This is a genomic window from Halorubellus amylolyticus (genome assembly GCF_034808145.1).
GTDB lineage: Archaea > Halobacteriota > Halobacteria > Halobacteriales > Natrialbaceae > Halorubellus.
The window spans coordinates 641160-655043 of the sequence record NZ_JAXHGM010000001.1 but is presented as its reverse complement, the minus strand read 5'-3'; the positions used below and the strand labels follow the sequence as shown (position 1 = coordinate 655043).

Annotated in this window: 10 protein-coding genes; 6 read left to right on the top strand and 4 right to left on the bottom strand. The window is 70.3% G+C overall.

Annotation, left to right across the window (positions count from 1 at the left end; translation table 11 throughout):
- Positions 1-24: 24 nt before the first annotated feature.
- On the bottom strand, positions 25-1146 hold the full coding sequence (locus tag SM754_RS03315; protein WP_323674789.1) for an ABC transporter ATP-binding protein: 1122 nt from the start codon (positions 1144-1146) through the stop codon (positions 25-27).
- A 104-nt stretch (positions 1147-1250) separates the two neighbouring features.
- On the opposite strand from SM754_RS03315, the gene SM754_RS03310 reads away from it, so the two are divergent.
- The 5 genes from SM754_RS03310 to SM754_RS03290 all read left to right on the top strand — a co-directional run bounded on the left by SM754_RS03310 (position 1251) and on the right by SM754_RS03290 (position 8495).
- A complete protein-coding gene (locus SM754_RS03310; RefSeq protein WP_323674788.1) occupies positions 1251-4004 on the top strand; it encodes a glycoside hydrolase family 15 protein in 2754 nt (917 codons plus the stop codon).
- A gap of 294 nt (positions 4005-4298) precedes the next feature.
- A complete protein-coding gene (locus SM754_RS03305; protein WP_323674787.1) occupies positions 4299-5621 on the top strand; it encodes an extracellular solute-binding protein in 1323 nt (440 codons plus the stop codon).
- A 4-nt stretch (positions 5622-5625) separates the two neighbouring features.
- The gene (locus tag SM754_RS03300; protein WP_323674786.1) at positions 5626-6582 is read left to right on the top strand and encodes a carbohydrate ABC transporter permease; all 957 of its coding nucleotides are present in this window, start codon (positions 5626-5628) and stop codon (positions 6580-6582) included.
- The gene (locus SM754_RS03295) at positions 6579-7658 is read left to right on the top strand and encodes a sugar ABC transporter permease (RefSeq protein WP_323674785.1); all 1080 of its coding nucleotides are present in this window, start codon (positions 6579-6581) and stop codon (positions 7656-7658) included. The genes SM754_RS03300 and SM754_RS03295 overlap by 4 nt, the downstream gene beginning before the upstream one ends.
- Positions 7659-8000: 342 nt before the next feature.
- A complete protein-coding gene (locus tag SM754_RS03290; protein ID WP_323674784.1) occupies positions 8001-8495 on the top strand; it encodes a hypothetical protein in 495 nt (164 codons plus the stop codon).
- A gap of 112 nt (positions 8496-8607) precedes the next feature.
- Here SM754_RS03290 and SM754_RS03285 read toward each other — a convergent pair whose 3' ends face one another.
- The 3 genes from SM754_RS03285 to SM754_RS03275 all read right to left on the bottom strand — a co-directional run bounded on the left by SM754_RS03285 (position 8608) and on the right by SM754_RS03275 (position 12671).
- Positions 8608-9438: a DUF7979 domain-containing protein gene (locus tag SM754_RS03285; RefSeq protein ID WP_323674783.1), complete on the bottom strand. Its 831-nt coding sequence runs from the start codon at positions 9436-9438 to the stop codon at positions 8608-8610.
- A 151-nt stretch (positions 9439-9589) separates the two neighbouring features.
- Positions 9590-11506: an ATP-binding protein gene (locus SM754_RS03280; protein ID WP_323674782.1), complete on the bottom strand. Its 1917-nt coding sequence runs from the start codon at positions 11504-11506 to the stop codon at positions 9590-9592.
- 166 nt (positions 11507-11672) lie between these two features.
- The gene (locus SM754_RS03275) at positions 11673-12671 is read right to left on the bottom strand and encodes a hypothetical protein (RefSeq protein ID WP_323674781.1); all 999 of its coding nucleotides are present in this window, start codon (positions 12669-12671) and stop codon (positions 11673-11675) included.
- Between the two features lie 35 nt (positions 12672-12706).
- Here SM754_RS03275 and SM754_RS03270 point away from each other — a divergent pair, with 35 nt between their 5' ends.
- On the top strand, positions 12707-13876 hold the full coding sequence (locus tag SM754_RS03270; RefSeq protein ID WP_323674780.1) for a DUF3179 domain-containing protein: 1170 nt from the start codon (positions 12707-12709) through the stop codon (positions 13874-13876).
- Positions 13877-13884: the final 8 nt, after the last annotated feature.

The window sequence follows — 13884 nt, the reverse complement described above, 5'->3', positions numbered from 1 at the left end:
GGCTGGCCGGTCGGCGCGGGCGTCTTACTGTGCGGCGTGGGTCTGCGCGCGGCGTTCCTCGCGGGAGTGCGTCTCGCCGCTGTCGACGCCGAACAGCTGGACGCTGTCCTCGTCGAACTGGACGCGTATCTCGTCGCCGGGGGCGGGTTCGACCGTGGAGTCGACGCGCGCGACGAAGTGCTCGGCGACGTCGAGCGTGAGGTAGTTGTCCGCGCCGACGGGTTCGACGACCTCGACGGTCGTCGCGATGCCGCCGTCGCCGGCCGCGTTCACCTCGACGTTCTCCGGGCGGATGCCGAGCGTGAATCGGTCGCCGTCGGGCATCGCGCTCGCGAACGCGTCGCTGACGGGGTACTCGAACCCGTCGCCGACGAGCGTCGTCTCGCTGCCGTCGCGACCGACGGTCACTTCGGCGAAGTTCATGCTCGGCGAGCCGACGAACCCGCCGACGAACGCGTTCGCGGGGCTCTCGTAGACGTCGGTGGGCGCACCGACCTGCTGGAGTTCGCCCTCGTCGAGGATGACCATGCGGTCGCCCATCGTCATCGCCTCCTCCTGGTCGTGCGTGACGTACACGGCGGTGATGTCGAGTTCGTTCTGGAGGCGCTGTATCTCGGTGCGCATCGTCGTCCGGAGCTTCGCGTCGAGGTTGCTGAGTGGTTCGTCGAACAGGAAGACGGCGGGTTCGCGGACGATGGCGCGTCCGAGCGCGACGCGTTGCTTCTGCCCGCCGGACAGTTCGTCGGGGGTCTTCTCCAGGAGTTCGGTGATGTCCATCATGTCGGCGGCCCATTCGACCTTCTCGCGGCGTTCGCCGGCGTCGAGGTCGGTGCTCATCCGGAGGCCGAAGCCCATGTTCTGCGCGACAGTCTTGTGCGGGTAGAGGGCGTAGTTCTGGAAGACCATCGCGACGTCGCGGTGGCGCGCGGTCTGGGCGGTGACGTCCTCGTCGCCGATGTAGATGGAGCCGGAGGTCGGCTTCTCGAGGCCGGCGATCATGCGGAGCGTGGTGGTCTTTCCGCACCCCGACGGGCCGACGACGGTGACGAACTCGCCGTCGTCGATGGACAGGGAGAGGTCGTCGACGGCGACGATGGAGCCGGTGTCGTACTCCTTGCGGAGGTTCTCGATGCGAAGGCGAGCCATTACACTGTGTGGGTGCGTCACAATACAAAAGACTTGTGCAACTTTGTGAATTTGTGATTGATTATTTCGTAGTCTTTTTAGAGCGTGCGGTCGTCTCGCATGCCATGACTCGACCGCCACGCCCAGGGGCGCGCCGACGCACCGTCCTGTCGGCGCTCTCCGCCGGCGCGCTCGCCGGGGTCGCCGGCTGCGCCGGAAGGGACGACGGCGAGGACACCGCGGACCCATCCACCATGCAAGACACAACCACCGACGACGCCGACGCGACCGCGACCGAGACCGACGACGAACCCGCACGCGAGCCGGCGACGCCGACGTGGACGACCGGCGCGAAGTACGGCGTCGGCACCGTCGCCGACCACCGAGTGCCGTCCCCCTCGCGAGCGTGGTTCACGCTCACCGACGGCGCGCTCACCGAACCGCGGTTCCCGCGCGTCGACTGCCTGAACGCCCGGCACGTCTCGTTCGTCGTCGCCGACGGCGACGGCTACGTCGCCCGCACGCACGCTCCACCGGGGACCGAGGACTCCGTCGAGCGGTCGGTCGAGCCGACCGCGTCCGACGCCCTCGCGTGGCGTCAGACCGCCACCGAGACCGCCGACGCGGCCGACTGGACGCTCGCCGTCGAGCACGTCGCCGACCCGGACCGCGACGCCGTCGTCCTCGACGTCGCCTTCGAGGCGAGCGACGCGCTCTCGCTGTACGTCCTCGCCACCCCGACGCCCTCGGGGCGAGCCGCGCACACCGCGGGCGAACGGCGCGCGCAGCCCGACGTCGGCGGAGAGGACGACGATGGAGCCAGCGACGGTCACGTCCTCACCGCGACCGAGACCGGCGCGGACGGGGTCGCCGTCCGCGACGGCGACGGCGAGCCGGTCGTCGTCTCGCTCGCGCTCGCGGCCGACGACGGCGGGTTCGCGGACGCCCACGTGCTCGACGCCGCCGGCGCGGCGGCGCGAGCGTTCGCCGCGGACGGCGTCCTCCCCGAGGCGACGGCCCGCACCGCCGAGGCCGAGGGCGTGCTCGAACTCGTCGGCGAACTCGCGAGCGACGCGACCGCGGCGTCCCGGACGGTCGCGCTCGGGTTCGCAGAGAACGGCGACGCCGACGCCGCGACCGACGTGGCCGCGGCCGCCGCCGGGAGCGGGTTCGAACGCGCTCGCGCTGGCTACGTCGCGTCGTGGCGCGAGTACCTCGCGGACGTGGTCGTCCCCGATTCCGTCGCGGGCGACGACGACCTCGCCGCGCAGTACGACGCCGCGGCGATGGTCCTCAAGGCCGTCGAGGACAAGACCTACCGCGGTGCGAGCATCGCCAGCCCCTCGGTCCCCTGGGGGTCGCGGGTCAGCGCGCGCGAGGCCGGCGACCACGGGTACAACTTCGTGTGGGCGCGGGACCTCTACCAGGTGTTCACGGCGTTCGACGCGCTCGGCGACCCCGAGAGCGCCGCCGACCACCTGGAGTACGTCTTCGAGTACCAGCACGACGGCGAGGGCTTCCTCCCGCAGAACACGTGGATAGACGGTCGAACGCGCTGGGGCGGCGAGCAGCTCGACGAGATCGCGTTCCCGCTCGTCATGGTCGACCAGCTCCGACGCCGGCACGACTACGGCTTCGCGGACGCGGGGTACGGCTACGACGCGGCGCGCGCGATGGCGGAGTACCTCGTGCACGGCGGCCCGCGCACCGACCAGGAGCGCTGGGAGGAGGAGGACGGGTTCTCGCCGAGCACCATCGCGGCCACCGTCGCGGGGCTCGCGGCCGCGGCGCGACTCGCCGAGAGCGAGGGCCGCGAGGCCGACGCCGTCGTCTACCGCGCGGTCGCGGACCACTGGCAGCGGTCGGTCGTCGACTGGACCGCGACCACGACCGGACTCGACTCCGACGGCGACCTGGCTGCCGCCGACGGCGAGCACGGCGGCTCCGGGCGTGCGCCGTCGCCGGACGCGGAGACGCCGTACTTCCTCCGGATCACGGACGACAGCGACCCGGACGACGGCGCGTCGCGGTCGCTCGCGAACGGCGGCCCGACGCTCGACGAGCGGGGCGTCGTCGACGCCGGCTTCCTCGAACTCGTCCGCCTCGGCGTCCTCCCGCACGACCATCCGGTCGTCGAGAACTCGCTTTCGGTCGTGGACGACGCCATCCGCGTCGACACGCCGAACGGGCCCGCGTGGTACCGGTACAACGGCGACGGCTACGGCGAGGTCGGGGTCGACGGTGGCGCCGTCGAGCCCGGAACGCCGTGGTCGGTGACGCACGCCGGCCGCGGCCGGTTGTGGCCCATCCTCACCGGCGAGCGCGCGGAGTACGAGCTGCTCGCCGGCACCGAATCGGGGGCGCTCGCGCCCGATGCGCTCCTGGAGGCGATGGCGGCGTTCGCGAACGACGGTCGGATGATCCCCGAGCAGGTCTGGGACCGCGAGGCCGGGACCGAGTTCGACTGGACGTTCGGCGAGGGCACCGCGAGCGCGACGCCGCTCGCGTGGAGCATGGCGGGGTTCGTGCGTCTCGCGCGGTCGCTCGACGCGGGGGCGCCCGTGGAGCGACCGCGGGAGACCGTCGCGCGGTACGTCGAGGACGGTGGCGCGCCGGAACCGCCCGCGCTCTCGGTGGATTGGCCCGAGAGCGTCGTCGACACCGCGACGGTCGAGTTGGCCGGGGAGACCGAGGCCGTGACGCTCTTGGTTCGGACTCCCCAGGAGACGGTACGTGTCGACCCGGACGACGGCTCGTTCGCGGCGACGATACCGCTGGAGAGCGGCCGCAATCCGGTCACGGTCGTCGCCGCCGGCGAGGGCGCGCCGAGCGAACGGGGCCTGGCGGCCGCCCAGCGGACGATATCCTACGTCGAATAGCGCGACCCGTTCTCGTTCGTGTCCCGTAGCGTGGGGTCGGTCCCGTCCGTGTCCAGTAGCGCCGCGTCGGTCCGGTTCACGGCCCGCGGTGTCCGCGATTCGATGTCGGTGCGCGCGAGAGAGCGGGTCGGCCGGGCGTGGCCGACGAGAGCGTCCTCGAACCCCCAGTATCGAGGGTCGGATGCGGCGAGTTCTAGCGTTGATGACAGCCACGGGCAGGGGACCGACTGGTTGTGAGACGTTCGCACCCAAAGGACTAAATACGCGAACACATATTTCATCATAGATTCAGGCATGAGTGACCAGAGACGGGCGTTCCTGAAGAAGACGGTAGCATTGACCGCGCTCACCGGCGTTGCGGGCTGCGTGGGCGTCTCCGAGACCACCGAGACCGACGCACCCACCGAGGGTGACGGCGGCTCCGGCGACGGCGGTGACGAGTCCACCACGACCACCGAGGAGGAGGGACTCAGCGTCGTCGAGCCCGAGAACTCCGGCGGCACCGCCGAGCTCTGGCACGCGCGCCGCGAAGCCGAGAAACGCAGCCTCGAGAACCAGATCGAGACGTTCAACGGCGAGTACGACCAGGAGGTCAAACCCAGCGAGATCGCGGAACTCGGCACGAAGACCGAGACCGCCATCCCCGCCGGCAAGGGCCCGCACTCGTTCGACCACGCCCACGACTGGGCGGGCAAGTACCACCAGAACGGCTGGGTCGTCGACGCCGGCGACGACCTCCGCGTCGACCCCGACGAGTACTTCACGTCCACGGGCGCCGAGGCCACCCAGTTCGACGGCTCGACCGTCGGCCTCCCCTACGCCGCCGAGACCGTCGGCCTCGTCTACAACACCGACATGGTCGACGAACCGCCCGAGACCTTCGAGGACATGAAGGCCATCATGGACGAGTACCACGCGCCCAGCGACGGGAAGTACGGCCTCAGCTATCCCGTGAACTCGTACTTCCAGAGCGCGTGGATGCACGCCTTCGGCGGGTTCTACTACGACGACGCCAACGACGAACTCGGCCTCACGAACGCCGAGACCGTCGAGGGCCTCGAGTTCATCGTGAACCAGCTCGCGCCGTACATGCCGGACTCCCCGGACTACGGCGCACAGGCCGAACCGTTCAAGCAAGGGCGCGCGCCGTTCGCCATCAACGGCCCGTGGTTCCTCGGCGGCGCACGCGACGCCGGCGTCAACCTGGACGTCACGTCCTTCCCGACCGTCGACGGCAACGAACCGTCGCCGTACACGGGCGTCAAGCTCCTGTTCTTCTCGAAGGCGATGGGGAGCGGCGAGGACGCGAACGCGACCGCGACCCGCGAGTTCATCGAGTGGTACACCACGAACCCCGACGTCCTCGAGGGGCTCGCCGACGAGCACGCGTACATCCCCGTCCACAAGGAGCTCGCGGAGAGCGACGACCTCTCCCCGACCGTGAGCGGGTACGCGACCGCCGTCTCTCAGGGCATCCCGATGCCGACGAACCCGAAGATGCAGGGCGTCTGGGGGCCGACCGACAGCGCACTCAAGCGCGCGTTCAACGGCCAGCAGACCCCGAAGGAGGCGCTCGAACAGGCCGCGTCGGAAGTCCGCGAGAACTGGAACAGCTAGAGGGATGTCGAACGCCAACCGCACCGACTACCGAGAACGCACCGCGGACCTGAGCCGCTGGGCTCGCGACAACGCGGGCCTGTTCCTCGTGCTCCCGGGCCTGTTCCTGTTCTCGGCGTTCATGTTCTACCCGATACTGTACCTGCTGTACCTCTCGTTCATGCGGGCGACGAACGCCCCACCGACGAGCATCCACGCGGGCAACGAGCAGTTCATCGGGCTCGAGAACTACGTCACCATCCTCGCGGACCCGAGCTTCTGGAACAGCCTCGGCGTGACGTGGCTGTTCGTCGCGACGAGCGTCGTCCTCAAGCTCGCGTTCGGCATCGCGGTGGCGCTCGTCCTCACGAGCGACCGGGCGCGCGGGAAGCGCTTCATGCGGTCGCTCGTCATCCTCCCGATGGGCTTACCGGCGGTGTTCTCCATCACCGTCTGGTCGAAGATCTTCGACAACGCCCGGTACAGTCTCGCGAACAAGCTCCTCCTGAACCTCGGGTTCGAGAAGGTGAGCTGGATGACCGAACGCTGGCTCGCCTTCCTCACGTACAACGTCACCGAGGTGTGGCTCGCGTACCCCTTCATCGTCATCATCACCGTGAGTGCGCTCCAGGACGTCCCGGACGCCCTGCACGACGCGGCGAAGGTCGACGGCGCCGGCTACCTCGCACGGTTCCGGCACGTCACCCTCCCCGCAATCAAGCGCCCCGTGATGTTCGGCGGCATCCTGACCGCGGCCGCGTCCTTCCAGCAGTTCCTCATCCCGTTCATCTTCAACGACGGCGGGCCCGGCGAGTCGAACTCGCTGCTCATCCACTACGGGTACACGGAGGCGTTCGGGAACACGTCGCCGGCGTACGGGAAGGCGGCGTCGATCATGATGCTCACGCTCCTGTTCATCGGCGCGTTCATGTGGTTGAACGTGAAGAAGGGGAAGCTCGCCGACGGGGTGGGTGACCGATGAGTCTCCTCGGGCGCGTCGCGCGGTCGGTCGCGGGCGACGTGAAGACGGTCGCGTACTCGCCGATAGCCGCGTACCAGCACACGCGGTACACGGTGAACGGGATGCGGACCGGCGACGTCGACCCGGCGGACGTCGCGATGTCGGTCGTGTCGACGGTCACCGCGCTCGCCGTCGTCTCGCTCCTGTTGTTCCCGATCTACTGGGTGCTGAAGCTCGCGCTGAGCGGCGGGAGCGCGTCGCTGTTCGCGACGAACATCCAGTTGCTGCCGACGGACCCGACGCTGTCGACGTTCGTCTGGGTGCTCGGCGACCTCATCGTCCCGGGGTACGAGCTCTCGCTGACGGTCCCGGGTCTCGGGTACGACGTCTTCGTCAGGACGCCCGAGCTCGTCCTGCTGGACGCGAGCGCGCACGGCGTCGAGTACCCGAGCGAGTTCAAGCGCTACCTCTGGAACTCGATGACGGTCGCGGTCCCGACGGTGCTGCTCGCGATGAGCCTCATCGTCCCGGGCGCGTACGCGCTCTCGCGCCGGCAGTTCATCGGCCGCGGGAAGCTCCTGTACGGCTACGTGCTGTTCACGCAGGTCGGCGGCGGCATCGGTATCGCGAGCCTCATCGCGCTGTACGCACTGTTCGTGAAGGTCGGGCTGGACGCGAACAAGCTCGCGCTGTCCGTGTACTACGCCGCCACGGCGGTGCCGTTCAACACGTGGCTGCTGAAGACGTACATGGACGGCATCCCCAAGTCGTACGAGGAGGCGGCGTACGTCGACGGCGCCAGCCCCTTGCGGGTCGTCTGGGAGGTCATCCTCCCGCTGTCGAAGGCGGGGCTGGCGACGGTGTTCATCTTCACGTTCCTCGCGGGCTGGACGGAGTTCATCGTCGCCCAGACCATCCTGGCGACCGACCAGTACACGCTCCCGGTCGGGTTGTTCCTGCTGGTGAGCGAGTACTCGACGCCGTGGCCGAAGTTCTCGGCGTTCGCGTTGACGTTCGCACTCCCGATCATGCTCGTCTACCTCGGCGCGCAGCGGTACATCGAGGACGGACTGAGCTTCGGTGGCGTCGAAGGCTGAGGCCTTCCCACGCCACCGAACCGCAGCGCAGGCAGCCACGACCGCATCGGAGGCAGCCGCAACCGCATCGCACGCGGCCCACACCCGGCGCGCGCCGGCCCGCGGCCGCGAACCACACCGCCGACCCCGCCACGGGTCGGCCCCATGCCACCACGCTTCTCACGGAGCCACCAGGCAGCAGCGGCCACTGGAAGGGTTGGCGCTCTCCGACCGAACGCGGTCAGTCGAGGGGACACCGCTCGGGTCGGAAGGTGCCTTCGGACGGCTTCGTCGCCATCCGAGAGGTGAAAGGCGTTCGATATTTGCGAACCTTTTCCAGTGTTGAATCGGAATCCGCGTCGTATGACAGACGAGCAACCAAAGGCAGAGATAGAGATCGAGTTGCCGGGAGAGGACCCGGAACCGCCAGAGTACCAGCAGATGGTCGACTTCGGCGAGCGGGTCCGCGAGGTGCTCTCGGACTACACGTGGAATCTCACCACGCTGGTCGGGACGGACGGAGACCCGACCCCGATTCCGACGCTCCACGCGTGCATCGAATCCGCGTTCCGCATCCAGGTCGCGAGCATCTTCGAGGACGCCACCTTCCCTCAGCACGTGTCCGACGACCCCGACGTCGACGCCGACTTCGTCGTCACCGACCAGGACCTCGGCCAGGAAGCGGTCGCCGTCACCGTCTCGGCGACGGACGCCGACACGCCACGCGATCGCCCGACCGACCGCTCGCCCGAGGACCTCGCGCACTGGGAGCTGACTCTCCGATACCGGCTCCCCGAGGACGAGTCGGCGTCCGCGGACGCCGTCTCGAGCTCGTCCATCTCGATACAGAAGCGGTAGCCCGAACGCGACCGCCGTTCGAGGGGCCACCGAGCCGCCCGACGTCGACGCCACCGCGGGCCGTCACCGCGGTCGGTCCTCGGACCGCATCCGGGGACGACGACCTACCGCGTCACCGGTCTGCTGGGGTGAGCACGTACCCGAGTGCGACGAGTGGCCCCCCGACGACGACGCCGAACGCGATGGCGGCGACGGCGACGACGTGGTGCGCGCCGGTCGCGAGGGTACCGGCGACGACGGCGAGGACGCCCGCTGCGGCGAGCGGCCGGAGGAGGGCGGTGCCGCGACGACGGACGAGCGACCCGACGCCGAGCGCGCCGAACGCGCCCGCGACCGCGGTCGGGAACGGGTCCGCGACGCCGCCCACGGCGCCCGAGTAGCGCACGTCGTACACCTGGGTCGCGAACAGTGCGAGCGCGACCATGCCGACGACGACGAGCGACCCTCGGGGCGTCATCGGCGGCCACGTCCTCGATGACGCGAGGAGCAGGGCGAGTGCGAGGAGGACGCCACCGGTGCTCGTGAGCAGCACCCGGAGCACGTCGTCGAAGAATCCGACGTCGTCGGCGTGCCCGACCGAGTACCGATAGTAGCGGTCCCCGTCGCGGACGAACCGGTTTTCGCTGAGGACGTCGATGGCGCGGTCGTCCTCGCCCGTCCAGAGCGAGACCCAGTCGTCGTCCCGAGCCGCGTCGAACGACTCGCGAGCGGCGGGCGACAGCGCGTCGTACGCGACGGTCTCCTCGGCGGTGGCGGTCGTCGCGTCGACGCGCTCGACGCTCCCGACCGTGTACGGCGTCTGCCCGTGATGCGGAAAGAGGTACAGCGGGTGAGTGACGAGCACGACGCCGGACACGACGAGCACGACGAGGACGGTCTTGGTGGAGAGCGACGTCTTCGAGTCCGCTGACTGGGTCGGCGACGCCGGCGCGTCGGTCGGCATCCGTTCTCGCCGTCGACGGTCGCCGGTAAGTGCTTTCCCGTCGCCTCGCCGCACCGGACGTCCGCGACGCCGCCCCCGTGCTATCGCGCTCGGTCGGTGCCACTCCACGGGTCGTACCGAGAAGCAGCGCACGGACGACCGGTGCAGTCGGTCACTCCTCGACGACGTCGACGCCGTGGAACTCGAACCGCGCGCCGCCGGTCTCGCTCTCGTCGAGGGAGACGATCCAGCCGTGTGCGTCGGCTATCTCGCGGACGATGGCGAGGCCGAACCCGGTGCCCTCCTCGTTCGTGGTGAACCCGTGCTCGAAGACGTCGTCGCGCTCGCGTTCGGGGATACCGGTGCCGTCGTCCTCGACGGACAGAAGGTCGTTCTCGGCGTCGACCCCGACGCTGATGCGGGTGGCGTCGCCGTCGTCGATGGCGTTCCCAGGCTCTGCCTGGGAGCAGGGAGAGCCGTGCTCGACCGCGTTCCGGAACAGGTTCTCGAGGACGGTGCGGAGGCGTTCCGGGTCCGCGCGGACGTGCGGGGCGTCCCGGTCGACGTCGAGTTCGGCGTCGGGGGCGTCGACGACCCGCCACGCTTCGGTCGCGACCGCGGACACCGAGACGACCTCGGGGTCGTCGACGACCTCGCCGTCTCGCGCGAGCGTCAGGACGTCCTCGATGAGCGCCGCCATGCGGTCGAGGGACGTCGCGATCTCGTCGACGGTCGCGTCGTCCGCGTCCCCCGCGGCGAGCACCTCCAGGTGACCCTTCGCGACCCCGAGGGGGTTCCGGAGGTCGTGACTGACGACGCTCGCGAACTCCGAGAGCCGCTCGTTCTCGCGCTCCAGGCGGCGTTCGCGCTCGCGGCGCTCCAGCTCGTACCGCACCCACGTCGCGAGCAGTTCCACGAACGTCTTCTCGGCGTCCGTGAACTCCCGGGGGTGCTCGGTGTCCGCGAAACACAGCGTCCCGTAGAGCTCGCCGTCGACCTCGACGTTCGCGCCGACGTAGCACGCGAGCTCCCAGCGCTCGTAGGCCGGGTCGTCGGCCCACTCCTCGGCGGCGTCCTCGACCGCGAGCGGGTCGTCCGCGGCGATGGTGCGCCGACAGTACGTCGTCGACAGCGGCTCGGTCGCACCCGGCTGGAGGCCGGGATGAGCGCTGTCCGCGGCGACGACCTCGAACTCCTCGTCGATCGCCGAGAGGAACCCGACGTCGACCCCGAACCGCTCGCAGCCCAGTTCAAGGAGCGCCTCGACCTTCGCCTCGAACCCCATGTTGGGGTTCGAGGTGAGTTCGACCATCCGGTGTTGCGCGCGCTGGGTCGCGACCTGCTCGGTGACGTCGTCCTGGATGCCGACGTAGTGCGTGACCGCGCCGTCGTCGTACACGGGCGCGACCGTCACGCGGTTCCAGAACGACGTCCCGTCCGCGCGGTAGTTCCGGAGTTCCACGGTCTCGGAGACGTCCGCGGCGATGGCCTCGCGGAGGCACGCGACCGATTCGGGGTCGGTGTCCGCGCCCTGAAGGAACCGACAGTTCCGGCCGAGCGCCTCCCGGGCGGCGTAGCCGGTGACGCTCTCGAACCCGCGGTTCACGTACACGAGCGACTCGTCCGGGTCGTCGGCGTCCGCGACCGTGATGCCGACGCCCGCCTGATCCATCGCCTCCGCGCGGATGTCGCGGTCGTCGCGGACGCGCTCCGCGGCGACGCGTTCGGTGACGCGACTCCGGAGGAGCGCGTGGTCGCCGACGTCGCCGTTCGCGGGCACGTAGTCCACGTCGGGATGCGCGGCGAGGTCGCGGACGCGCTCCCCGGAGAGGTCGTCGCGCGGCGCGTAGTAGACGGCGGGGAGCGTCTCCGCGGCTTCGAGGGGGTCGACCGGGTCCGTGGGCGTGAGGACGACGCATTCCGCGGTCGTGTCCGCGGCGGCGGCCGCGAGCGTCTCGGAGTCGACGAGGTGTGCGTCGAGCGGTTGTTCGGTCTCGGGGACGTCGGCGTCGTAGAGCGCGTCCGCGAGTGCGTCCGACGCCAGGACGACCGCCGGTCGTCCGGCGTCGACGGCGTACTCGACGCTCACGGTATCACGCTCCGTCCGGGAACGGGACGGCCGCTCGACGATCGGGTGGGCGGCGTCGCGTGTCCGCGATGCTGCGCTGCCGGCGGGCGACGCTCGGATATCACGTCAGTGCGGACGTACCGACGGCAGTAATGCGCTTCGGCTATCGCGGTCGCGGCGAGCGCCGTCACTCGCTCGCTCCCGCGTGGGTGCGACGCGTCGTGTCGACGCCTTCGGCGTCCGCCCACGCGGCGAGCGCGTCGAGCAGTCCGGCTATCGTGGCGTACGTCGCCTCGAGTTCGTGGACGTTCCGCCCCGAGTCGAGCAGTTCGGTCCCCATGTGGTGGACGACGTTCCCGTAGTGCGCGACCTGGTTGCGGAGTTCGCGGACGTCGGTGAGTGCGTCCCCCAGCGCGTCGCCGTCGTCGTACCCGAGGACGTCGACGGCGACGTCGCTCGCGACGGCCGCCTGCTGGAGCTGCCAGAACGTCGTGTAGTCGACCTCGCGGAGTTGGAGGTCCGAATCGGCGTACGCCGCGTACTCCTCGCTGACGGCGTCGTACTCTGACGTCTCGCCGGGGCCTTCGCGCTGGAGGGTCGCGAGCGTCCCCTGCCAGTTCGCTTCGGCGTCGACGAGGTCCCGGAGGCGCATCTCGAGCTCGCCGATGCGCGTGTAGAGGAACGCGTGCGCCGCGGGCTTGTTCAGGTCCGAGCGCGTGACGATGCCCGCGACCGTGCCGTGCCAGCCGACGAAGTAGAACGGCTCGGCCTCGAGTTCGACGACGAGGTCCTCGAACCCGAGGTCGGGCGAGAGGAGGTTCGACAGGTCGATGCGGTCGGCGTGCTCGTAGACCTTGTCCTCGGGCGCGTCCTCGCGGACCGCGGCGAGGTCCTCGCGGGTCACGTACAGGTACGGCGGGTCGTCGCGTCGTAACGGCGCGGCGGTGTACCCGTTCTCGACGAGCCAATCGTGGACGTCCGCGACCGACGCACCCGCCCCGACGCCCTCCGGGTTCCGCGTCATGAGTTCGCGGACCGTCACCTGCTCCTGGTGGCCGAACATTACCTGTCGTCTCGACGCCGCGTCCCCATGATTGTTCCCTCCGCGCTCGATGCGCTCCGTGTGCGTGAGCGTGGCGTCGCGAGCGGTCGCGGGGCCGTCGTGCGTGGTCGACGCACGAGCCACGCAGAGCTATTCGGACACGGGTGCTAGTCGTTGTCATGGCTTCGGGTTCCCGACGGTCCGTGCTCGCCGCGACGGCGGGGTTCGTCGCTGCCGGGGTCGCCGGCTGCCTCGGCGCCGGCGGCGACGACGACCCAGCGGCAGACACGGACCCGACGACCCCGGACGGCAGTTCCGTCACCGGGACCGACGGGACGACCGGAGCGAGCGCGCTCCCGACCCGCGACACCGCCCTCCACGTCCCCGACTCCGCGAAGCGCCTCCGCGAGCACGTCGTCGGCGGCGGTCCCGGAAAGGACGGCATCCCGAGCGTCGACGACCCGCGGTTCGAGCCCGTCGGCGACGTCGGCGACCGCATCAACCCCGAGATGCCCGTGTTCGGCGTCGACGTCGACGGCGAGGCGAAGGCGTACCCGCAGTACGTCCTCGTCTGGCACGAGGTCGCGAACGACGTCGTCGGCGGCCGCCCGCTCGCCGTGACGTACTGTCCGCTGACGGGGACGGCTTTGGCCTTCGAGCGCGGTGCCGTCGAGTTCGGCGTGAGCGGACGGCTCGTGAACTCGAACCTCGTGCTGTACGACCGCGCGACGGACTCGCGCTGGCCGCAGGTCCTCGGAACGGCGATCGACGGCGAGTTCCAGGGGACGGGTCTCCGACAGGTGCCGACGACGTGGACGACGTGGGAGCGCTGGAAGGCCCAGCATCCGGACGGACTCGTCCTCACGGAGGACACCGGGCACGTCCGGGACTACGGCCGCGACCCCTACGGCGACTACAACCCGACGCGCGGGTACTACGCGTCCACGAGCTTCCTGTTCGCGCCGATGCGCGAGAGCGACCGGCTGCAGCCGAAGGCGGTCGTGCACGGCGTCCGGTCGAGCGACGGCGCGTTCGCGGTGTCCGAGCCCGTGCTCCGCCGCGAGCGCGTCGTCGCGGGGAGCGCCGGGTCGCTCGACGTCGTCGCCGCGTACGACCCCGCGACCGCGGCGGGGGTCGCGTACGCCAACCCCGGCGGGGCGAGCGTCGCGGCCGACGGCGACGGCTACCGCGTCGGCGGCGGCGACGCGGTCGCTGCCACCGAGCTCCCGCTCCCGCGCCTCCCGAGCTTCGACGCGATGTTCTTCGCGTGGTACGCGTTCTACCCCGACAGCGAGTTCGTCCTCGCGGACGCCGACGCGAACTCCCCCGGCGAGGTGAACGCGCGATGAGCGACGTC